Below are 20,382 nucleotides of genomic sequence, written 5' to 3'. Positions count from 1 at the left end.
ATCGGAAAGTAGTTGCAAAGATGGGGAACGGAGAGGGGAACCATGACCGAGATCCAGCCGACCGAGGCCCGCGCACTCCTGGCGCAGGCCGACCGACTCGCACGCCGCGCGCACGACGCCGTCCGGTGGCCCTACGTGACCTTCATCGTGGCGCTGGGGGCCACGACCTCGCTCGGCACCTTCGCGATGGGCCTCGGCGCCGGACGTGCCTTCGGCGCCGCGTACTTCGGCACCATCACCGTGGTGACGGCGCTGGTGCTGTGGTTCACGATCGCGATCCGCGGTCGCTCGGCGTTCGCCCGCGGGCGTCGGTGGACGATGTACATCGCTGCGTGGGCGGTCACGTACTGCGCCGCGATCGCCGTCGTCGCGTGGGTCCACGGCTCCCTGTTCTGGTCCGGCGTCACGTCGGGTGCGGTCCTCGTCGTCGCGCTGGCCTGCGCGGCGTGGGAGTCGCGGTCGTGACCACCACGGACCGGGCGCACCCGCGGCACCGGCTCGACGACCTCCTGCAGAACCCGGTGCGGTTCTCGGTCGTCGCCGCGCTCGACCGCGCCGGCACGCTCGGCTTCCGCGAGGTCCGCGATGCCGTCGAGGTCACCGACTCGGCACTGAGCAAGCAGGTGAGCGCACTCGAGGCCGCCGGCTACCTGGCGGTCGCGAAGGGCTTCGTGGGGAAGACGCCGCGCACGTCGCTGACGCTCTCGCGCTCGGGCCGGGCGGCCTGGCGCGCGCACCTCGCGGCGCTGCGGGAGATCGCGGGCCCGCCGGATGCGGACCGCTGACCCGATCCACTGACGGACTGGAGGCGCGGTGCCTGCCCGCACCGCGCCTCCAGGCCGTCACCCGGTTCCGTCAGGAACGCAACCAGGCGGTCCCCACACCCGACAGTGCGCCGTCTGCCACCGGCGCGGAGGCGAGCAGGAGCTCGCCGGCGGGGAGGTCGTACGGCTCGTCGCCGAAGACGGTGACGCTCGTCCAGCCGTTCGGCCGACGGAACGCGAGCACGTCGTCGCGGCCGGTCTCCAGCCACTCGAGGTGCTCCTCGGACTGCAGCTGCCCGCGGAGACCGAGGGCCTTCCGGTAGAGGTTCAGCGTCGAGTCCGGGTCGGCGTCCTCCGCCTCGACCGACACCTCGGCGAACCACGCGGGCTGCGGGAGGTGCGAGCCACCGGGCCCGAACCCGAAGCTCGAACCCGTCGTCGTCCACGGGATCGGGACGCGACAGCCGTCGCGGCCGACGTCGACGCCCGGGTTCCGGAAGAACGCGGGGTCCTGGCGCTCGGCATCGGGGATGTCCCCGACCTCGTGCAGCCCGAGCTCCTCGCCCTGGTACAGGTAGGCGGACCCGGGGAGCGCGAGCTCGAGGAGGGTCGCTGCGCGGGCTCGACGCAGACCGAGGTCGCGGTCCAGCGTCGCCTGGTCTCCGCCGGCCAGCAGCCACGCTGCACCCTGCTTCTCCTCGGCGCCGTTCCGGGCCGGGAGTGCGTAGCGGGTGGCGTGCCGGACGACGTCGTGGTTCGAGAAGACCCACGTGGTCGACGACCCGGACTGCTCCGCCAGCCCGAGGTTGAACTCGATGATCTGCTTGAAGGACCCGGCGTCGAAGTCGGCCTCGAGCAGGTCGAAGTTGAACGCCTGCCCGAGCCCCTCGGCGCTGGCGTACCGGGCACGGCGGTCCGCGGCGACCCACGCCTCGGCGACCGCGGTGCGGGCCGGGGTGTACTCGTCGAAGACCTGCCGCCACTCGGCGTAGATCTCGTGCACGTCGTCGCGGTCCCAGAGGATGTGCTGCCCGTCCTTCGGGCTCGCGAGCACCTCGGCCCAGCTCGGCAGCTCGCCCTCGGGGAGGTCCTTCGCGAGACCGTGCGCCACGTCGATGCGGAAGCCGTCGACGCCGCGGTCCGACCAGAAGCGCAGGGTGTGCAGGAAGTCGTCGCGGACCTCCCGGTTGGCCCAGTTGAGGTCGGGCTGCTCCTTCGCGAAGTTGTGCAGGTACCACTGGCCGTCGCCGACCGCGGTCCAGGCCGGGCCGCCGAAGATCGACACCCAGTCGGCCGGGGGCTGTTCGCCGGAAGGTCCGGTGCCGTCGCGGAACACGTACCGGTCGCGCGCCGCGCTGCCCTTCGGCGACGCGAGCGCCTCGCGGAACCACGCGTGCCGGTCGCTCGTGTGGTTCGGCACCACGTCGACGATGACCCGGATGCCGGCGGCGTGCAGCGCCGACACCATCTCGTCGAAGTCGTCGAGCGTGCCGAGACGCGGGTCGACGTCTCGGTAGTCGTCGACGTCGTAGCCGCCGTCGGCGAGGGCGGACGGGTAGAACGGGCTCAGCCAGACCGCCTCGATGCCGAGCGACGCCAGGTACGGCACCCGGGACGTCACACCGGGCAGGTCGCCGATGCCGTCACCGTTCGCGTCCGCGAAGGAGCGGGGGTAGATCTGGTAGACGCTCGCCTGGCGCCACCAGGTCTCGGCGGTCGCGGTCGGTGCGGGCGTGTTCTCGACCAGGATGTCGGTCACGAGGGGCCTTTCGGTGTCGGGTTCGAGGTGGGTCGTGTCGGCGGAGTCGCTCACTTGATCGCGCCCTGCGTGACCCCGGCCATCACCCAGCGCTGCGTGAACAGGTAGACGATGATCGCGGGTGCCATCGCCATCAGGTACGAGGCGAACGACACGTTGTAGTTGTTGCTGAACTGCGTCTGGAACATCTGCTGCAGCACCGGCAGGGTCTGCAGGGCCGGGTCGGACGTGATGAGCGACGGCATCACGAAGTCGTTCCACGACGCGAGGAACGCGAAGATCCCGACGGTCGCGCTCATCGGTGCGAGGAGCGGGAACACCAGCCGCCAGAACACCTGGCCGGTGGTCGCGCCGTCGATGCGGGCGCTCTCCTCGAGCTCCGCGGGGATCGACCGCAGGAACGCCGTGAAGAGCAGCACGCTGAAGGAGAGCTGGAACATGACGTGCAGGATCGCGACGCCGAACGGGTTGTCCAGTCCCGCCAGACCGGTCAGCTTCACCTGCGACAGCGCGAGCACCGGGAACGGCAGGAACATCGCCGCGAGCAGGTAGAAGAAGGACCAGCGGAACAGCCGGCGCTCCCAGTTGCGGGCGATCGCGTACGCCGTGAACGAGGCGAGCAGGATCGTGCCGACCACCGTGATCGCGGCGACCAGGACGGAGACGCCGAACGCCCGCGGGAAGTCCGTGAGCTCCCAGGCCTGCACGAAGCCGTCGACGCTGAAGGGTGCCGGCAGCGAGAACGCATTGCCGTCCACCGCCTGCGAGGTCGTCTTGAACGCCATCGTGACCGTGACGTACAGCGGGACGAGCACGGACAGGGCGCAGAGGACGAGGACGATCGTCACGGGCAGGTTCGCGCGGTCCCGTCGCCCGTGGCCGCGTCGGCCGGCATCGCGGTCGGCGTCGACGGAGCGGACCGTGCCCGTCGGGGTGGTCCCGGGCTGGAGTGGTGCCTGGATGGTCATCAGAGCGCTGCCTTCCCGCGGGTCGCCCGCAGCTGGATCACGGCGATCACGACGGCGATCACGAAGAAGATCGTCGCGTTCGCCATCTGGTAGGCGTAGTCGCCCCCGCTGAAGCCCTTGAAGATCGACATCGCGACACTGGTCGTCGAGGTGCCGGGGCCGCCGTCGGTCAGGCCGACGATGATGTCGTACGAGTTCAGGAAGTTCTTGAACCCGATGATGAGGTTGATGAGGATGTAGCCCGCCGTGAGCGGCGCGGTGATCGACACGAGCTGCCGCCACGACGACGCCCCGTCGAGCGCCGACGCCTCGTACACCTCGGCGGGGATCGAGAGCACCCCGGCGATGTAGATGAGGAGCGTCGACGGGATCGCCTGCCAGGCGGTCACGACGACGACCGCGACCCAGGCCAGGTCCGGGTTCGCGAGGATGCTCTGCTCGAGCGGCGCGAAGCCGAGGGCGGTCGCGAGCGCCGGCAGGCTGTTCGCGAACAGGAACGAGAACACGTACGCGATGACGATCCCCGAGATCACCATCGGCAGCACGAAGACGGCTCGGAGCGCGATCTTGCCGCGGATCTTCGAGGTCAGCGCGATCGCCAGGAGGAACGCGAGGGCGTTGACGACGAGGACCGTGACGAGCGAGAACCCGATCGTGAACAGGTAGGCCTGCAGGATCGCCGGGTCGCTGAACACGGCGACGTAGTTCGTCAGGCCGATGAACCGGAAGTCACCGAACCCGACGGAGTCGGTGAAGCTCAGGACGATGCCCATCACCGCGGGGAGCGTGATCGCCAGCGTGAAGAGCAGGAGGGTGGGGATCAGGAAGACGAGGAACAGCGGGTCGACCCGGTTGCGCTTCGTGCGCAGCCCGGCTCGTCCGGCGCCGCGTCCGGACTGGAGGCGCGTTGCGGCTCCGCCCCGTCGGCGGCTGCCCGCCGTCGTGACGGACTCTGTCGTGGTGGTGGCCAAGGTCGTCTCCTTACGCGGCCGTGCGGAGCGCGAGTCGCGCCCAGTCGCCGTCGAGGGTGCGGAGTTGCGGAGCGGGGGCACCGCCGAAGGCGATGGACTGCAGGTAGTTCGCCACCGGGATCTCCGCCGGGATGAGCTGCGACGCTCCCAGGTAGAAGTTCGCGCGGTCGTACGAGTCCTGCATGCCGCGGAGCGCCGGGTTCGACGCGGGCGGGGAGTCCTTCCGGACGCCGAAGCCGTTGTTGTCGGCGTTGTACTTGTCGTTCACCTCGGGGCTCATCAGGAACGACAGGAACTCGCGCGCGGCCTCCTGCTTGCGCGACGCCTCCGGGATCCAGAGCCCGAGGTCGACGTTCACGCGGACCTTGTTGCCAGCGGCGTCGTCGGTCGCGGGGAACGGGAAGGTGCCGAGGTCGATGTCCCCGTTCGACTTCGCGATCTCACCGAGGGCCCACGGACCCTGCAGGTACATCGCGGCCTTCCCCTGCGCGAACGCGAGGTTGCCGTCGCCGTACCCTCGGCTCGCGGCCCCCTTCTGGTGCCACTGCAGCAGGTCCACCATGCGGTCGACGGGAGCGGCGAAGTCCTTCTCGAACGACACGCGCGAGCCCGTGCCGACCTTCGTCCCCTCGCGGTCGAGCGCTGCGAAGGTGTTCCCGAGGTCGAGCATGCCGCCCACCGAGTAGTCGAACATGCCCTGCGCGATCGTCCAGTTGTCCTTGTACGTGCCGTACATCGGCGTGATGCCGGCCTTCTCGAGGCGTTCGCACACGTCGCGGAACGCGCTCCACGTGGTGGGGACCTCGATGCCCTGATCGGCGAAGATCCGCTTGTTGTAGATCACCGACGCGGCGGTGACCGAGTACGGCAGGACACTCGTGCGGCCCGGGTAGTCCGCGGTCTGCTCCATGAGCGGCCACAGGTCCGGGTTGATGGTGTCCTTCTCCGGCAGGTCCGACAGGTCGGTGAGGGCGCCGTGCTCGACGAACGAGACCATCGCGTAGTTGTAGTTCAGGCAGCCGAGGTCCGGCGGCCGGTTCCGGACGAAGTTCGCGGACATGTTCGAGGTCGAGTCGCGGATGACCCGGATCTTCGACTGGCTGTCGTGGAACTTCGCGATGACGTCGTCGAAGTAGCCGATGACCTCGGGCTTCGACACGTAGAACGTGATCGTCTCGGGGCGTGCGCTCGACCCTCCGAGCGGCGCACACCCGGCGAGGGCGAGGCCCGCACCGATGCCGCCGGCACCGAGCAGGAAGGACCGGCGGCTGACCGCGGCGGCCGTCCCCTTCGTGGCGTGTTGTTGCACGTCGTCTCCGTCCGCACGGACCCGGCGTCCCTGCCGTTCCGTGCCGCGGGTCGGCTCCGGTGTCGGCCCGCAGGACTAAATCTAGCGAGAAAATCTAATCGCGCAAGCAACTCGTTCCGCGGTAGTGTGCCGACCATGCCGCCGTCGCGAGGATCGAGTGCCGAGATCGTGCTCGCGTACGCCTTCGCGTCCGGAGCGTTCACGGCGACGGAGGCGATCGCCGGCACGGGACTGACCCGGTCCACCGTGCTCGCGGCGTGCGACGAACTCGTCCAGCTCGGCTGGCTCCGGGCGCTCGACGACGCACGCGCCGCGGGGGAGTACCGCAAGGGCCGTCCTGCTCGCCGGTACGCGCTCGACGAGGACGCCGCGGTGCTCGTCGGTGTGGACGCCGGGCAGCACCGGGTCTCCGTCGCGGTCGCCGACCTCCGCGGTGACGTCCGCGGTCGCGCGGTCGTGTCGCTCGGCGATTCGGGCCTCGACGTCGAGGTGCGGCTCGGTGCCGTCCGGGATGCCGTGGTGGCGGCGCTCGCCGACGCCGGGGTCGGCGCCGACCGCGCGCTCGTGGTCGTCGTCGGGATCCCCGCGCCGGTCGACGTGCACGGTGTCTCGCCGCGCGACGACGGGTACTGGGACCGGATGAACCCCGGGTTCGAGGCAGTCCTCGGGGCCGGACGGCTCGTGGTCGAGAACGACGCGAACCTCGCCGCCCTCGCGGAACGCCCGTCCTCCGGCGACGCCTCCTTCGCCGCACTGCTCTCGGGTGAGCGGTTCGGTGCGGGCATCGTCGTCGACGGAGCGCTGTTGCGGGGCGCACGCGGCGGAGCGGGGGAGATGCGTGTGCTCGACCTCGTCGACGGTGTGGGTTCCCCGGAGGGCATCGGTGCGGCGGCGCGCCTGCTCGTGGCCGAGGCCGCCGACCGGATCCCGGAGGGCTCGCTCCTCGCCGGGCGGAACGGTTCGGAGCGCCTGTTCGAGGCCGCGGCGCTCGGCGACCCCGTCGCGGTCGAGGTGATCGACCGGCTCGGGGACCGGTTGGCCCGGGTGAGCGTGCTCCTCGCGAGCCTGCTCGACATCGACCGCGTGGTCGTCGCCGGGGCGATCGCGGACGCCGTCGGGCCCGTGCTCGAACGGGCCCGCGTGCACCTCGCCGACTGGGACTACGACCCGGTCCCGGAGCTCGTCGCCTCACGGCTCGGGGCCGACGTCGTCGTGCTCGGCGCCGTCGCCCGGGCGCTCGACGAGGTCCGGTCGGAGCCGCTCGCCCTGTCGCTCCCGGGCTCCGGTCCGCTCAGCGCTCCACGGGTAGCGGGATGACCGTCCGGTCGTCCCACGGCTCCGCCCACCCCAGCTGATCGAACAGCGCGTCGAGGAGCATCGCGGTGAAGCCCCACACGGTCTCGGTCCCGTGCTCCGTGTCGAGGGTGAACGCCGGGCCGCGCCACTCCTGACCGTCCCGCCGGATCACGGTCACGCCGCGGTGGCCCGGGTCGAGGAGGTCGGCGACCGGTGCCCGGAACACGGTGGCGGACTCGCGCTCGTCGACGACCCGCACGGGTGAGGGCGACCGCCACCAGGCGAGGACCGGTTCGACGAGGTGATTCGAGAACGCGAGTGGTACGGCGGGGAGCACCCCGAGGACGTCGACCCCTGCCGGGTCGAGCCCGGTCTCCTCGTGCGCTTCGCGGAGGGCGGCGTCCGCGGCGTCGAGGTCCCCCGCGTCGATGCGGCCGCCGGGGAAGGCGACCTGGCTCGGGTGTGCCCGCAGGGTGTCCGCTCGGCGGAGGAGCAGGACGTCGAGGCCGTCGGAGACCCGCGCCGCCGACGCGTGGTGGTCGCTCGGCCGGTCGTCCAGCACGCCGAAGAGCATGAGGACGGCGGCTCGTCGTGGAGACGACAGGGCCGGGAGCGTCGGCACGAGCGGTGCGGTGGTGTCCCGACCGATCGCCGCCAGCGCTGCCCGTGCCCGCTCGTCGCTCACGTCCCCACCCTAGGCGGACGGTGCAGCGGCGGCCTCCGGGTCGGCCAGCACGACGACCTTGCCGGCGATCCGTCCGGCGGCGCCCTCGGCGTGCAGTGCCGGAAGCTCCGCGAGTGGGATGCGTCGCGTCACCTCGACGAGCAGATCACCGGCGTCGACCAGTCGCACGAGCTCGGCGAGGCGCTCCCGGTTCGGCTGCACGAACACCGTGGCCGCCCGGACGTCACGGTCGTCGTCACCCGGGGTCGCGATGAAGGCGGTCGTGCTCACGACCGCGCCGCCGTCCCGCACGAGGGCGACCAGGGCGGCGAACCGCTCCGGCTCGAGCGGGGCGAGGTTGAGCAGCACGTCGACCTGCCCGTCCACCGAGGCGAGCAGGTCCTCCGTGGTGTGGTCCACGACGACGTCGGCCCCCGCTGCCCGGACGGCCTCCGCGCTCCGCGGGCTCGCCGTGGCGACGACCTCGACGCCCGCGCGCTTCGCCAGGGCCACCGCGTACTTCCCGACGACCCCGCCGGCGCCGACGACCAGGAGGCGCTGTCCCGCGGTCAGCCGTCCCTCGTCGAACACGGCCTGCCACGCGGTGAGCGCCACCGAGGGCAGGGCCGCCGCGTCCGCGAGCGGGATGCTCGACGGTGCGGTGACGAGCGACTCCGCCGGGGCGACCACGAACTCGGCGGCGCCGCCGTCCCGCTCCATCGGCAGGAACCCGATCACCGCGTCGCCGACCCGCAGGTCCGTGACGCCCGCGCCGACCTCCTCGACCGTGCCGGACACGTCGTAGCCCGGGACGTGCGGCAGGACGACCGGGATCGGGAGGAACCCACCCCGCATCCCGTTGTCCGCCGCGTTGTAGGCCGACGCGGCGACCCGCACCAGGACCTCCCCGGCACCCGGCGTCGGTCGGTCGACCGCTTCGATCTGCAGGACCTCGGGTCCGCCGACCTCGTGGAAACGCGCTGCTCGCATGGTCTTGCCCTTCGTTGGTGGAACCTCAACTGCTTCGAATTCGAAGCACCTGCGATGAACGGTAGCACTGCTTCGAATTCGAAGCAACAGGTAGGATGGGTCCATGACCGGAACCGAGCCGCACCCGTCCCTCGACGCCGCCGAACTCGGGGCGTACTTCGCCCTGATCGAGGTCGGGAACCTCGTCCGGCACGCGGTCGAGCAGCAGCTCCGCGACGCCGGCGACCTCAGCTACCTGCAGTTCCAGCTGCTCGCCACCCTCGGCGACGCACCCGACGGCAGCCGGCGGATGACCGAGCTCGCTGACGGGGTGGTCATCAGCCGCAGTGGTCTGACCTACCAGGTGGGCCTGCTCGAACGTGACGGACTCGTCGTCCGTGGGCAGGCAGTGGACGACGACCGCGGTGTCACGGTCACCCTCACCGGGGCCGGGCGGGGCAAGCTCGGTGCGGTCTTCCCGGGGCACGTCGCGCTCCTCAGGGAACTCGTCTTCGACGCGATCGGTGCGCGCGACGTGGAAGATCTCGGCCGTGTGCTCGGCGTCGTGCGCGACCACCTGCGGACCGTGCCGCCGCGCTCCGCCAAGCCGCGACGACGTCGGGCATGATCGGGGGATGACCCGCGCACTGCTCCTCGTCGACGTCCAGCTCGACTACTTCCCCGGCGGGGCGTTCCCGCTCGTCGGGCCCGAAGCGGCTGCTCGCGCGGGCGGAGCCGTCCTGGAACACTTCCGCGCCAGGGGCGAGGACGTCGTGCACGTCTTCCACACCGCGACCGAGCCCGATGCCGGGTTCTTCGTCCCGGGGACGCCGGGCACCGCGTTCCACCCGGCCGTCGAGCCGCGTGCGGGGGAGGCCGTCGTCGAGAAGCACGAGCCGAACAGCTTCATCGGCACCGGGCTCGAACAGCTCCTCCGCGACCGCGGTGTCAGCGAGCTCGTCGTCCTCGGGATGATGACGAGCATGTGCATCGACTCGACCGTCCGGGCGGCGTCGGAGCTCGGTTTCACGTGCACGGTCGTCGCCGATGCGTGCGCCGCGCCGGATCTCTCGTCCGGTGCCGTGACGGTGCCCGGCGCGTCCGTGCACACGGCGTTCCTGGCTGCGTTGGACGGCAGCTTCGCGACGGTCGTCGAGAGTGCCGACCTCGTCGAGCACTGACGCGACGGACGGCACGCGACGGACGGCACGCGACGGACGTCACCTGACGCGGCCGTGGACAGGTAGGTCGTCCTGCTCGACGCCGAGCTCGTGGTCGGTCCCTTGCGGCGCTGGAGGACGCGAGCGATCGCGCCGCGGTCGACGCTGTCGTGCGGAACTCGAGGAAGGCACGGAGACGCTGCCCGTGCCGGCGAGCGGCATGGCGCTCCGGAACGCAACAACGGGCATGCGAAATATTAACAACCGCCTTTCCTACGCTCGGGTGCGCATCGGAAAGGAACCACCATGAAGAACCTCACCCGTTCCGCCGTGACGTGCCTCGTCAGTGTCGCGGCGCTCGCGCCCGCATCCGTCGCCGTCGCCGCGCCCGCTGAGCCCGCCGTGCAGGCGTCCGTCTCGGCAGCCCCGGCTCCGGACGGTCAGGCAGCGGTCGCCGCGGCGCTCGACATCGTCTCGGATCGCACCTACGCGGTCGGCAAGAAGCTCAGGATCGACGGGACGGCGACGCCAGGAGCCCACGTCCACATCGAGGTCAGAACGGGGACGTTCGTCGTCGACGAGTTCCCCCGTGCGGACCGCGACGGGAAGTTCTCGTTCGAGTCCGCTCGGAACGTCGTCGTCTTCGGCGACGCCCCGATCACCGTGACCCTCTCGCAGAGTTCGGACGACTACCTCGAGCGCGTGCCCTTCGAGTTCCGGTCCGAGGCCGAGCGGATCCCGACCCAACCGGTGGAGGTGACGTCGGAGCGCAGCTACACACGCGGGGATCGCCTCCGCGTCGAAGGCTCCGCAACGCCGAAAGCGGTCCTGACCTACCGCTTCGAACTCGTCGAAGGACTGCCGACCCGTGAGCGCACGGTCGACGTCGATGCCGCGGGACGGTTCTCGTTCGAGACCGAGCAGGCGGTGTTCGCCGACGGGACGGTCGAAGCGCACATCGATCAGCGCCGCGCGGACGCCGAGCCGGTCACGGTGACGTTCGACAACAGCGGCAACACCCCCCGGCTCGCGACGGAGACGACCGAGTTCGTCAAGGGTCAGGGGCAACGCATCACCGGCACGTCGACGCCGAACCAACGCGTGGACGTCTTCGACGGTGCGGCGCTCGTCGCGAACACCATGGCCGACGCGAACGGCGACTGGGCCTTCCTGACCGACGGCGCGATCACCGGGGACACGTTCACCCGAACGCTCAAGACTGCCGGGCAGGCGGACACGACGTTCACGCTCACCGCCACCGGGGAGACGGCTCCGATCGAGCTGACGTCGCGCCGAACCTACGTGCAGGGCGAGGCGCTGAGGATCACGGGAACGGCGGCAGCCTCCGCGACGCTCTACCCGTACCTCGACGGCGAACCACTGACGCCCTTCGTCACGGTCGGTGGCGACGGTCGATGGGAGTTGCGCGCAGACGGTCCGGCCCACCGCGAGTCGTTCACGCTCACACTCGCTTCGTCCGCCGGAGGCACGGCGCGTTCGTTCACCTTCACCGCCGACACCGATGCTCCCGCGACTCCGGTCACGATCGACGGTGACCGAACGTACGAGAAGGGCGCGGACTTGACGGTGACGGGCACCGGGCCGCGTGATGACAGCCTGAACGCGCGGCTCGACGGGAAGACCATCACCCCGATCCAGGTCGGGTCCGACGGCAGTTGGAAGCTCGTCACGAGCGCGACTGAGAACGACTCGTTCACCCTCGAACTCGCGGCGAGTTCCAACGGTGCACACGTCGAAGCGACCTTCACCGGTAGGGCTGCATGGGTGGACGCGTCGCTGACGTCGCACGAGGGCGTCTACGAGCCCGGCGCGAACACGTTCTCCGGAACCGGCACCCCCGGCGCGGAGATCACCGCCACGACCGCCTGGAACACCGTCTTCGGCACCGCGACCGTGAACGACGAGGGCACCTGGGCCTTCGACCGCCCCGTCGGCCCCACCGCCACGTACGTCCTCGGGTTCACCGCCACGAAGGGCGCGGCATCCAACACCTGGACCAGCAGGATCAGCCCCGCCCTCACCATGGCGGACCCAGGCGCCGGCTACACCCCTGGCCAGACCCACGTCTTCACCGGCACCGCCGCCCCCGGCGCCACGATCGCGATCAAGGGCAACCCCGCCTGGACGATCGCCACGGTGAAGGCCGACAGCAACGGCAACTGGACGCTCGAGCGCGCCTGGGGCCCCACCGCCGTCTACACCCTCTCGATCCACCAGACCGTGAACGGCACCGAGATCGACAGCATGAGGCACACCTGGAAGCCCGTCGCGTGACCGGTCGCTGAACGCTCCACGGAGACACGGTGCGCGCCGACGGAGTCGGCGCGCACCGTCACGCGGGCGACCACGAGCGATCCGGATCGTGCGATCGTCGCACTCGGTGAGCGGACGTGGTCGTGAAGGATGCCGACCAGCGTGATCCGGGCCTCCCGGCCAGACCGCCTGGAGGCACGGATCACGTGACCCGCGTCTGCTTCCGTCTGCAGGTGGCGGGCGCCGCACATCGACGCCCGCTGGGAGCGACACGCGGCGGTCTGGACCGCCACGCTGCGGACGATCCGCGCGGCCGGACGGGCGAACCAGCCGCGCCGGGCCTGCCGGAGATGTTCGTCCTGCAGGACCAGCTGACGGCCGCCGCTGCTGTCGACCGGCATGAGTCTTCGCCTACGGAGCGTCTCGCGTCCCGACAGGATGGTCGATCCGCGGACTACCGTGACCGCCATGCAGCCGCTCGCATCCGGATCGCTCCGCATCCTGCACCTGTCCGACACCCACCTCTCCGGGGACGGTGCCCTGCACCAGGGGTCGACCGACACGTCCGCCGCGCTGGACGCCGTGCTCGCCTCGGCGGAGGGCATCCCCGACGTCGGCCTCGTGGTGGTGTCCGGCGACGTGTCCGAGGACGGCACGCCGGCGTCGTACTCGATCCTGCGCGAGCGCGTCGGTGGATGGGCGGAACGGCACGGAGCGGCGCTCGTGACCGTCCCGGGCAACCACGACCTGCGCGAGGGCTTCCGGCAGGTGCTCGCGAACGGCCACGTCCTCGGCGAGGGCGGCCGGCCGCTGATGCACACCCTCGAGTACCTGCCTCCGACGGTGCCGGTGGCCGGGCAGTCGGTCGTCGCGGGGCGTCGGGTCATCACGGTGGACACGAGCGTCCCCGGCGCGGGCTACGGGACGGTCGCGGACGAGGCGCTCGACCGACTCCGTGCCGCACTGTCCGAGCCCTCGGACGGCGGCTCGGTCGTCGTCCTGCACCATTCGCCCTTGCCCGCGCCGACCGCCCTGCACGAGGCGCTCCGGCTGCGGAACCCCGAGGCCCTGGCTGCGGTCCTGCGGGGGACCGACGTCCGCCTGGTCCTCGGCGGGCACTACCACCACCACGCCGCGGGGTCGTGGGCCGGGGTGCCGGTACTCGTCGCACCGGGCGTCGCGAACGACACGGACGTGGTCGGCGCGTACGACGAGGAGTCGGCGCACATCGACGCGGGCTACCTCGTGGTCGACCTCGCGGCGGACGGCTCCGTGTGGTCCACGCCCGTGCGGGTGCCGCGGCCCGACGCCGACCCGCTCGCGTTCCACCACGACGCCGACACCGTGCGGGCGATCATCGCGGCGGCAGGCTGAGACGCGCCGGGTGTCCGCGAAGTCCCCCGGACGTGCGGACACCGCTCGGCCCGCACGAGTAGACGAGAGACAGATCGTCTTCGAAGGAGCGCGCCATGCGACACGGCAACGCAGTGCAGTACGACCGCTACGGCGGGTTCGACGTGGTCCAGGTCGTCCAGCAGGAGCGACCGGAACCCGGACCCGGTGAGATCGTCGTCGAGGTGGTGGCCGCGGGCCTGAACCACATCGAGCGCTTCCTCCGCGAGGGGAAGCTCCAGGACCACGTCGAGCTCACCTTCCCCGCGCACCAGGGCGTCGACTTCGCCGGCATCGTGCGTGCCCGCGGCGAGGGCGTGAAGGACCTCCGAGTCGGTGACGAGGTCATGGGGCACCACCCCCAGGGCGGGACGCACGCCAACTGGGTGCGGGTGCCGCGCGCCGCCGTCATCAAGAAGCCGGAGCACGTCGGCTGGGAGGTCGCCGGCGGGCTCTACCTCGCCGGGTGCACCGCGATCGACATCGTCCGGAAGCTCCGGCTCGGCAAGGACGACACCGTCGTCATCACCGCTGCGGCGGGCGGGGTCGGGCACATCGAGTGCCAGCTCGCGCACGACGCCGGCGCCACCGTGATCGCCCTCGGGAGCCCCCGCAACCACGACTACCTCCGCCAGATCGGCACGCTGCCCGTCGCGTACGGCGAGGGCGAGGAGGCCCGCATCCGCGAGGCCGCGAACGGCCGAACGATCACGGCGTTCATCGACAACCACGGCGAGTCCGACGCGGAGTCGCTCGCGGCCCGACTCGGCATCCCCGACGAGCGGTTCGTCTCCTCCGAGGAGCGGCGCGACGTCGAGGTGCGGTTCCTCCGCGCCCCGGCCGACGACCAGGAGGCCACCGAGTCCCTGCAGTTGCTCGCGAAGGCCGTGCAGGACCGCCGCGTGCAGGTGCTCATCTCGGGCTTCTACCCGTTCGAGTACATCGTGGACGCGTACGAGGACCTCGCCGAGATGCACTCCCGCGGCAAGGTCGTCATCGGCATGCAGACGGTCGAGACCGGTGCGCGCCTGGACTGGTACCGGTCCGAGAAGGCGCGCGACCTCCGCGACCGCTACGCCGACGAGCGTGGCGCGACGACGGAGTCGATGGCGGGCGGCGCGGCGACACCGAGCTGACCCACGTGGGGCGACGGGTCGGGCGGTGACGCCCGGCCCGTCGTGCGTCCGACGACGCCGCCACTCAGCTCAGGACGTCCTTCGTGGCGAAGCGGCTGTACGCCAGCGCGCCGAACACGACCACGTAGCCGAGTTGCAGCACGGCGTTCGCGCCGAACGAGTCGAACGAGATCGGGTCGCGGAGCAGGTCGCCGAAGCCGAGCCACTGGTGCGAGAACAGGAACGGGTGCAGCCAGTCGAGCTGCGGCAGCTGGTCGAGTACCTGCGACGCCCCGGCGAGGACCACGGTGGCCGCCATCGCGCCCACCGGCACGGTCGTCAGGGTCGACGCGAACAGGCCGATCGCCGCGAGCCCGAGCATCGACATGGCGACGTACAGCGCCAGCAGCAGGGCCCGACCCGCGTACGACCAGCCGTCGACCTGCGTCCCGGAGAGCAGTGTCACGGGACCGATCGGGAACAGCAGCGCCCCGATCGCGGCACCGACGAGCACGATGAGGAGCGTCGCCGCGAGGGCGAACGCGACCGTGCCGACGTACTTCACGACCACGAACCGGAGCCGTCCGGTCGGGGCGACGAGCAGGTAGCGGATGGTCCCGTGGTTCGCCTCGCCCGCGACCGTGTCGCCCGAGACCACCCCGATCGTCAGCGGCAGGAACAGGGGGATCGAGACGGTCAGCGCGGTGAACGCGACGAAGAGGCCGTTGTTCGTGATGTCGCCGAGGAACGCCGGGCCGCCGCGATCCGGGCCGGTGGTCGCGCGGACCGCGATGGCGATGAGGATCGGCACGAGCGCGAGGGCACCGAGCATCGCCCACGTGCGGCGGCGGCGGAAGAGGAGCGCGAGCTCGGACCCGAGCAGGGCGAACGGCCGCCGGGAGATCGCCCGCGCGGCCGTCGGTCGCTCATCGGTCGGCCGCTCGGCGGTCGACTGCTCGGAGGCCGACTGCTCGGAAGCCGACTGCTCGGCGGCCGACTGCTCAGCGGTCGGCCGCTGGTCGGCTGTGGCGTCAGGCTGCGACATCGAAGCCCTCCCCGGTGAGTGCGACGAACATGTCCTCGAGGCTCCCGCCGCCGACCGTGATGCCGCGCACCCGGACGTCGGCGCGGACGAGCTCGGCGGTGACGTCCTCGGCGAGCACGTCGGCCGGGAGGTCCGCGACGAGCACGTCCGCACCGCCCTCGTGCCGCGGCGCGAGGCCGAGGCGCACGAGGACGCTGCCCGCCTGCCCGAGGTCCGGCGTGCGGACGGTCAGGGTCCGGACCCCAACGGACCGCAGCTCGTCGAGCGACCCCTGCGCGACGAGCTTCCCGGCGCGCATGACCCCGGCGTGCGTGCACACCTGCTCGATCTCCGCGAGCAGGTGGCTCGAGACGAACACCGTGGTGCCGTCGTCCGCGAGGGAGCGGATCAGGTTCCGGACCTCACGTGTGCCCTGCGGGTCGAGGCCGTTCGTCGGCTCGTCGAGCACGAGCAGGTCACGTGGGGTCAGGAGTGCGTTCGCGAGGCCGAGCCGTTGCTTCATGCCGAGGGAGTACGCGTGCGCCTTCTTGTCGGCCGCGTGGGACAGCCCCACCCGGTCGAGCGCCGCCGCCACCCGGGCCTTCCTCGTGCGGGGGTCGGTCGTCGGGTCGGCTGCGTCGAACCGGGACAGGTTCGCCCGGCCGGACAGGTACGGGTACGACGCCGGACCCTCGACGAGCGCGCCGACGCGGGGCAAGACCTCGTGCAGCGCGTCGGGCATCCGGCGTCCGAGGAGCTCGATCGTCCCGCTCGTCGCGCCCGTGAGCCCGAGCAGCATCCGGATCGTGGTCGTCTTGCCCGAGCCGTTCGGACCGAGGAACCCGAACACCGCACCACGAGGGACCGCCAGGTCGATCCCGTCGACGGCGTTCTGGCGTCGGAAGACCTTCCGGAGGCCCTCCGTCCGGATCGCGAACTCGGCCGGTGGGGGAGCGTCCGTCACTTGGCCGCGGCCACGAGGGCGGACACGGGCACGGCGCCCGCGAGCACCCGGCCGTCGTTCGTCAGGTAGACCGACACGAGCGAGGTCTGCAGGGCCCGACCCCCGTCGACCGGTCGGGTGAGCTGGTCGAGCAGACCCGTGCCGTCGCTGCCGAGCGAGGACGTGTCCGCCGTGCCCGCGGGGAGCTCGGCGATCGTGTCCCACCCGGATCCCGTCGTCGCGACACCTGCACCCGAGCGCTCGTGTCCGCGGTGGTCGCCGTGTGCGTGACCGCCGTCCGAGAGGTCCTTCGTGTGCACGTCGGCGCCGCTCGGCGGGGTGAAGTCGAACAGGCGGGCGGCCGGCGCACCGTAGTCGAGGCTCGTGAAGCCGACCTGGAACGCCGGGTCGGCCTGCCCCTTCGCCGCCACGGTCACCCGCAGCGGGAGCCCGGTCTGCTGGTCGACCGCCAGGCGCACGGACCCGACGAGGGTGTCGCTCGACCGCGGCGTGAGCGTGATCGACCAGGCGTCGTGGCCGGCGACGGAGGTGCTCGTCGGCTTCGACACGGTCGTGCTCGGCGTGATGGCGTCGATGGCTTGCCGGGCGAGGTCGGCCGGGGTCGCCGTGCCCCCCTCCGCTGTGGCGTCGTGCGCGGGGAGCGTCACGTGGGTCGCCGTGCGCTCCTTCGAGTCCCAGGTCCAGACGTCGGAGCCGTTGCGGACGAGGTCCTGCTCGGCGAGCTGCGTCGTGACCTGGACCCGCTGCTTCTCGGCGCCGTCGACGTAGAGGCGCGCGGTGTGGGACGTGGTCAGCATGCTCAGCGCGTCGGACGCGTCGCCCTGCAGGGACGAGCCGCCCGAGCCGGACGGCAGCTCGGGGAGCCCGAGGTCGCTCGTCTGCTCGACCTTGCCGGAGTACTGCGCGTCGGACGACTGTGCGACGCTGGCGATGACGTCCGCCGCGCTCGGGTCGGATCCGGCGATGGGGGTCGACGCGGCGTTCGCGATCATCGGTGCCGCGACGGCGCCGGCCACGACGACCGGTGCGATGGCGGCGGGCAGCCAGGCTGACTTCTTCATCGGATCCCCTCGGTGGTGCAGTGGCACCTCGTGCAGTGGCACCTCGTGCGGTGGCGCGTGGTGCGGTGGAGTCGGCAGCACCGTACGTCCGGCAACCGACAGTCGGCTGGGGATCACGCGCTCCGGCTACGATCGGTCGCGTGTCCACCGAGCCCTCCGTCCAGCCGGAGGGTGCCCGCTCCCGGTTCCCGCTCGACACCGTGTACCAGGCAGCGCGGATGTACTACCTCGAGGACGCCACCCAGGCCGAGATCGCCGACCGCCTCGGGGTGTCCCGACCGACCGTGAGTCGGCTCGTCTCCGAGGCCCGCCGCGCCGGCCTCGTCCGCATCGAGGTCGTCGACCCGTTCCGCGACGAGACCGTCGCGCTCGCCGCCGAGCTCCGCGACGCGCTCGGTCTCCGTGCCGTCCGGCTCGCCGCCGTCACCCACCAGGCGACGCTCGGGGCCGACCTCGCAGCACCCGTCGCCGCGGCGATCGAGGCGATGGCGCTCGCGCCCGGTGACGCCGTCCTGGTCTCCTCGGGGAGCACCGTCCACGACCTCGCGCACACCGGTCTGCCGCCGATGCCGGGCGTCCAGCTCGTCCCGACCGTCGGCGGACAGGCCGACCCGAACCGCTGGTTCCAGACGAACGAGATCACCCGCGCCGCCGCCGAGCGGTCCGGCGCGATCCCGGCGTTCCTGTTCGCGCCGGCGCTCCCGAGCGAGACGCTGCGCGCCTCGCTCGACGACGACCCGGCCTTCCAGCACGTGATCGGGCTCTGGCGGCGGGCGAAGGGGGCGTTGCTCGGGATCGGCGCTCCCGTCGTCACCCGGCACGAGCTCGCGCGCGGCCTGCCGGTCGAGGACGAGGCCTTCGACCGAGCTGCCGGCGACGTCTGCCTCAACTTCTTCGCCGCGGACGGCTCGGCGGTGGAGTTCCCGGGCAGCGACCGGATGGTGCGGACCTCACGCGAGGTCCTCGCGGCCGTCCCCCACGCCGTGGGCGTCGCGGTCGGTCCCGGCAAGGCGACGAGCATCCTCGGCGCGGTGCGCGGCGGCCTGGTGAACGAGCTCGTCACCGACGCCGCCACCGCGCGCGCCGTCCTCGACGCGCTCGCCTGACGCCGGAACCCGAGACAGCCGACGCACCTGTGGGGGGCCGAGGCGGACGGGACGGACGTGGCGGAGGCGCGCCGTGCCTCCAGGCCGGGAGGCGCGGGTCGCCTACACCGTGCGCCGCACGTCCCAGAGGTGGTGCACCGGGTCGTGCGCGTAGTAGGTCGCGAGGGTCGCGACCGTGAACGCGCTGCCGTCCGAGCGCAGTCCGGTCCGGCCGAGGTCCGCGTCGCGGACCGCCGCGAACGCGTCGGCCGCGCGTCGTCCGGCGTCGACCAACTCACCGGCGACCGTCGCCGGGTCCTGCGCGGCGTAGTCGTCCTCGACCGCGGTGGCGTCCTGGTCCCAGTTCGGGAACGTCGGTGCGTCCAGCTCGAGCATCAGCGCGAGCCGCTCGGCCATCTTCCGGTGCACGTCGCGGACGTGCGCGGCGTACTCGAGCGGCGACCAGGTGTGGTCGTCCGGGCGGACGCGGACGTCCTCGCGCTCCAGGACCGCCGGCCACGCCGCGGTGTTCTCCTCGATGACGCCGGGGACGTCGCGGACGGACACCGCGCGGCCGTCGAAGCCGCACTCGGGGCACGTCGCACCGATGACCCACGTCCAGCTCTTCGTCTCGCGTTCGATCGCCATGTCCGAACGGTACCGGGTCGGTGGCGGCGCGCGCCCGTCGCGGGCGCCGCTGTCGAACGACGGCACCGCTGTCGTGGGACGACGGCGCCGTCGTCCCGTGCGCGCGCCGACTGTTGCAGACGCGGGACTGCGACGGGACCGCTGTCGGACGACGACCACCGTGTCGTCCGACAGCGGTCAGCCGCAGCCCGACCCGACAGCCGTCGCGCACCACCCGACCCGATGCCCTTCCGTAGGGTGGCACCATGCGACTGCTGCTCATCCGCCACGGCCAGACCCCCGCGAACGTGCACGGCATCCTCGACGCCGAGGTGCCCGGCCCCGGACTCACCGAGCTCGGGCAGCAGCAGGCCGACGCGCTCCCGGCGGCACTGGCCGACCGCGGCATCGAGCGGCTCTTCGTGTCGACGATGGTCCGGACGCAGCTGACCGCGGCACCGCTCGCCGCCGCGCTCGGCCTCGAGCCCGAGGTGCTGGACGGCCTCCGCGAGATCGAGGCCGGGGACACCCAGGGCAAGAGCGACAAGGTGTCCGTGCAGACCTACATCGCGACCGTGCACGGCTGGTCGCAGGGAGACCGCGAGAGCCGCATGCCCGGCGCGGAGAGCGGCACCGAGTTCTTCGAGCGCTACGACGCCGCCGTGCGGCAGATCCTGGCGTCGGGGGTCGAGGTCGCGGCCGCCGTGAGCCACGGCGCCGCGATCCGCACCTGGGCGAGCGCGGTCGCGCAGAACACGCCGGACGAGTTCGGCACGAAGCGGCACCTGGAGAACACCGGGATCGTCGAGATGGAGGGCTCCTTCGACGACGGCTGGCGCCTCGTCGACTGGGAGGGCGAGCCCGTCGGCGGCGAGGACCTCATCGACCGGACCGCGCAGGACCCGACCGGCGAGCGCTTCTGACGGCGGGTCGCGCGACGCGACCGCGGACGGACGGGAGGCCCGGTACCAGCTGGTACC

20 protein-coding genes are annotated in these 20,382 nt (G+C 71.9%); 10 read left to right on the top strand and 10 right to left on the bottom strand.

What is annotated here, in order from left to right:
• Nucleotides 1-42 precede the first annotated feature (42 nt).
• Together ACSW7Y_RS03575 and ACSW7Y_RS03570 are read left to right on the top strand one after the other, a co-directional pair.
• Nucleotides 43-465: a chemotaxis protein CheY gene (locus ACSW7Y_RS03575; protein WP_438124966.1), complete on the top strand. Its 423-nt coding sequence runs from the start codon at nt 43-45 to the stop codon at nt 463-465.
• Nucleotides 462-785: a winged helix-turn-helix domain-containing protein gene (locus ACSW7Y_RS03570; protein ID WP_438124965.1), complete on the top strand. Its 324-nt coding sequence runs from the start codon at nt 462-464 to the stop codon at nt 783-785. The genes ACSW7Y_RS03575 and ACSW7Y_RS03570 overlap by 4 nt, the downstream gene beginning before the upstream one ends.
• Nucleotides 786-855: 70 nt before the next feature.
• On the opposite strand, the gene ACSW7Y_RS03565 is transcribed toward ACSW7Y_RS03570, so the two are convergent.
• Genes ACSW7Y_RS03565 through ACSW7Y_RS03550 form a run of 4 tightly spaced genes read right to left on the bottom strand, consistent with a single transcriptional unit; the run spans nt 856 to nt 5,771 of the window.
• Nucleotides 856-2,523: a glycoside hydrolase family 13 protein gene (locus ACSW7Y_RS03565; protein WP_438124987.1), complete on the bottom strand. Its 1,668-nt coding sequence runs from the start codon at nt 2,521-2,523 to the stop codon at nt 856-858.
• 50 nt (nt 2,524-2,573) lie between these two features.
• On the bottom strand, nt 2,574-3,491 hold the full coding sequence (locus tag ACSW7Y_RS03560) for a carbohydrate ABC transporter permease (protein WP_438124964.1): 918 nt from the start codon (nt 3,489-3,491) through the stop codon (nt 2,574-2,576).
• The gene (locus ACSW7Y_RS03555; protein ID WP_438124963.1) at nt 3,491-4,462 is read right to left on the bottom strand and encodes a carbohydrate ABC transporter permease; all 972 of its coding nucleotides are present in this window, start codon (nt 4,460-4,462) and stop codon (nt 3,491-3,493) included. Before ACSW7Y_RS03555 ends, ACSW7Y_RS03560 begins: the two co-directional genes overlap by 1 nt.
• Nucleotides 4,463-4,472: 10 nt before the next feature.
• The gene (locus ACSW7Y_RS03550) at nt 4,473-5,771 is read right to left on the bottom strand and encodes an ABC transporter substrate-binding protein (RefSeq protein WP_438124962.1); all 1,299 of its coding nucleotides are present in this window, start codon (nt 5,769-5,771) and stop codon (nt 4,473-4,475) included.
• A 135-nt stretch (nt 5,772-5,906) separates the two neighbouring features.
• Between ACSW7Y_RS03550 and ACSW7Y_RS03545 the strand changes: the two genes are divergently transcribed.
• On the top strand, nt 5,907-7,088 hold the full coding sequence (locus ACSW7Y_RS03545) for an ROK family protein (protein WP_438124961.1): 1,182 nt from the start codon (nt 5,907-5,909) through the stop codon (nt 7,086-7,088).
• On the opposite strand, the gene ACSW7Y_RS03540 is transcribed toward ACSW7Y_RS03545, so the two are convergent.
• Together ACSW7Y_RS03540 and ACSW7Y_RS03535 are read right to left on the bottom strand one after the other, a co-directional pair.
• Nucleotides 7,063-7,752 carry an NUDIX hydrolase gene (locus ACSW7Y_RS03540; protein WP_438124960.1) on the bottom strand — a complete coding sequence of 230 codons (690 nt, stop codon included), beginning with the start codon at nt 7,750-7,752 and terminating at the stop codon, nt 7,063-7,065. The genes ACSW7Y_RS03545 and ACSW7Y_RS03540 overlap by 26 nt on opposite strands.
• A gap of 9 nt (nt 7,753-7,761) precedes the next feature.
• Nucleotides 7,762-8,721, bottom strand: coding sequence for an NADP-dependent oxidoreductase (locus ACSW7Y_RS03535; protein ID WP_438124959.1), 960 nt, complete (start codon nt 8,719-8,721; stop codon nt 7,762-7,764).
• A gap of 103 nt (nt 8,722-8,824) precedes the next feature.
• Between ACSW7Y_RS03535 and ACSW7Y_RS03530 the strand changes: the two genes are divergently transcribed.
• The 5 genes from ACSW7Y_RS03530 to ACSW7Y_RS03510 all read left to right on the top strand — a co-directional run bounded on the left by ACSW7Y_RS03530 (nt 8,825) and on the right by ACSW7Y_RS03510 (nt 14,662).
• Nucleotides 8,825-9,328 carry a MarR family winged helix-turn-helix transcriptional regulator gene (locus tag ACSW7Y_RS03530; protein WP_438124958.1) on the top strand — a complete coding sequence of 168 codons (504 nt, stop codon included), beginning with the start codon at nt 8,825-8,827 and terminating at the stop codon, nt 9,326-9,328.
• Between the two features lie 7 nt (nt 9,329-9,335).
• Nucleotides 9,336-9,881, top strand: coding sequence for a cysteine hydrolase family protein (locus ACSW7Y_RS03525; protein WP_438124957.1), 546 nt, complete (start codon nt 9,336-9,338; stop codon nt 9,879-9,881).
• Nucleotides 9,882-10,166: 285 nt separating this feature from the next.
• A complete protein-coding gene (locus ACSW7Y_RS03520; protein ID WP_438124956.1) occupies nt 10,167-12,155 on the top strand; it encodes a hypothetical protein in 1,989 nt (662 codons plus the stop codon).
• A 447-nt stretch (nt 12,156-12,602) separates the two neighbouring features.
• Complete coding sequence (locus ACSW7Y_RS03515) at nt 12,603-13,508, top strand: metallophosphoesterase (RefSeq protein WP_438124955.1); 906 nt, start codon at nt 12,603-12,605, stop codon at nt 13,506-13,508.
• A 95-nt stretch (nt 13,509-13,603) separates the two neighbouring features.
• Entirely contained in the window at nt 13,604-14,662 is a 1,059-nt protein-coding gene (locus ACSW7Y_RS03510) for an NADP-dependent oxidoreductase (RefSeq protein WP_438124954.1), read from the top strand.
• Between the two features lie 64 nt (nt 14,663-14,726).
• Here the strand turns inward: ACSW7Y_RS03510 and ACSW7Y_RS03505 are convergent, their stop codons facing one another.
• The 3 genes from ACSW7Y_RS03505 to ACSW7Y_RS03495 are packed head-to-tail and all read right to left on the bottom strand — an operon-like array spanning nt 14,727 to nt 17,690.
• Complete coding sequence (locus ACSW7Y_RS03505; RefSeq protein ID WP_438124953.1) at nt 14,727-15,686, bottom strand: ABC transporter permease; 960 nt, start codon at nt 15,684-15,686, stop codon at nt 14,727-14,729.
• Entirely contained in the window at nt 15,673-16,629 is a 957-nt protein-coding gene (locus tag ACSW7Y_RS03500; RefSeq protein ID WP_438124952.1) for an ABC transporter ATP-binding protein, read from the bottom strand. Before ACSW7Y_RS03500 ends, ACSW7Y_RS03505 begins: the two co-directional genes overlap by 14 nt.
• Nucleotides 16,626-17,690, bottom strand: coding sequence for a LolA family protein (locus ACSW7Y_RS03495; RefSeq protein ID WP_438124951.1), 1,065 nt, complete (start codon nt 17,688-17,690; stop codon nt 16,626-16,628). Before ACSW7Y_RS03495 ends, ACSW7Y_RS03500 begins: the two co-directional genes overlap by 4 nt.
• Nucleotides 17,691-17,830: 140 nt before the next feature.
• Here ACSW7Y_RS03495 and ACSW7Y_RS03490 point away from each other — a divergent pair, with 140 nt between their 5' ends.
• On the top strand, nt 17,831-18,796 hold the full coding sequence (locus tag ACSW7Y_RS03490; RefSeq protein ID WP_438124950.1) for a sugar-binding transcriptional regulator: 966 nt from the start codon (nt 17,831-17,833) through the stop codon (nt 18,794-18,796).
• 102 nt (nt 18,797-18,898) lie between these two features.
• On the opposite strand, the gene ACSW7Y_RS03485 is transcribed toward ACSW7Y_RS03490, so the two are convergent.
• On the bottom strand, nt 18,899-19,423 hold the full coding sequence (locus tag ACSW7Y_RS03485) for a DinB family protein (protein WP_438124949.1): 525 nt from the start codon (nt 19,421-19,423) through the stop codon (nt 18,899-18,901).
• A gap of 245 nt (nt 19,424-19,668) precedes the next feature.
• Here ACSW7Y_RS03485 and ACSW7Y_RS03480 point away from each other — a divergent pair, with 245 nt between their 5' ends.
• Nucleotides 19,669-20,325: a histidine phosphatase family protein gene (locus ACSW7Y_RS03480; protein ID WP_438124948.1), complete on the top strand. Its 657-nt coding sequence runs from the start codon at nt 19,669-19,671 to the stop codon at nt 20,323-20,325.
• Nucleotides 20,326-20,382 lie beyond the last annotated feature (57 nt).

This window comes from Curtobacterium flaccumfaciens, assembly GCF_051548005.1.
Lineage (GTDB): Bacteria > Actinomycetota > Actinomycetes > Actinomycetales > Microbacteriaceae > Curtobacterium.
Note: the sequence above shows the minus strand (reverse complement) of the source record. Positions and strands in the feature narration are given on the sequence as shown.

What these genes read in the sequence shown, in the direction of transcription:
- ACSW7Y_RS03575 (WP_438124966.1), top strand. Translation starts at nt 43, where the DNA reads ATGACCGAGATCCAGCCGACCGAGGCCCGCGCACTCCTGGCGCAGGCC.
- ACSW7Y_RS03560 (WP_438124964.1), bottom strand. Translation starts at nt 3,491, where the DNA reads ATGACCATCCAGGCACCACTCCAGCCCGGGACCACCCCGACGGGCACG.
- ACSW7Y_RS03545 (WP_438124961.1), top strand. Translation starts at nt 5,907, where the DNA reads ATGCCGCCGTCGCGAGGATCGAGTGCCGAGATCGTGCTCGCGTACGCC.
- ACSW7Y_RS03535 (WP_438124959.1), bottom strand. Translation starts at nt 8,721, where the DNA reads ATGCGAGCAGCGCGTTTCCACGAGGTCGGCGGACCCGAGGTCCTGCAG.
- ACSW7Y_RS03530 (WP_438124958.1), top strand. Translation starts at nt 8,825, where the DNA reads ATGACCGGAACCGAGCCGCACCCGTCCCTCGACGCCGCCGAACTCGGG.
- ACSW7Y_RS03525 (WP_438124957.1), top strand. Translation starts at nt 9,336, where the DNA reads ATGACCCGCGCACTGCTCCTCGTCGACGTCCAGCTCGACTACTTCCCC.
- ACSW7Y_RS03520 (WP_438124956.1), top strand. Translation starts at nt 10,167, where the DNA reads ATGAAGAACCTCACCCGTTCCGCCGTGACGTGCCTCGTCAGTGTCGCG.
- ACSW7Y_RS03515 (WP_438124955.1), top strand. Translation starts at nt 12,603, where the DNA reads ATGCAGCCGCTCGCATCCGGATCGCTCCGCATCCTGCACCTGTCCGAC.
- ACSW7Y_RS03510 (WP_438124954.1), top strand. Translation starts at nt 13,604, where the DNA reads ATGCGACACGGCAACGCAGTGCAGTACGACCGCTACGGCGGGTTCGAC.
- ACSW7Y_RS03505 (WP_438124953.1), bottom strand. Translation starts at nt 15,686, where the DNA reads ATGTCGCAGCCTGACGCCACAGCCGACCAGCGGCCGACCGCTGAGCAG.
- ACSW7Y_RS03495 (WP_438124951.1), bottom strand. Translation starts at nt 17,690, where the DNA reads ATGAAGAAGTCAGCCTGGCTGCCCGCCGCCATCGCACCGGTCGTCGTG.
- ACSW7Y_RS03485 (WP_438124949.1), bottom strand. Translation starts at nt 19,423, where the DNA reads ATGGCGATCGAACGCGAGACGAAGAGCTGGACGTGGGTCATCGGTGCG.
- ACSW7Y_RS03480 (WP_438124948.1), top strand. Translation starts at nt 19,669, where the DNA reads ATGCGACTGCTGCTCATCCGCCACGGCCAGACCCCCGCGAACGTGCAC.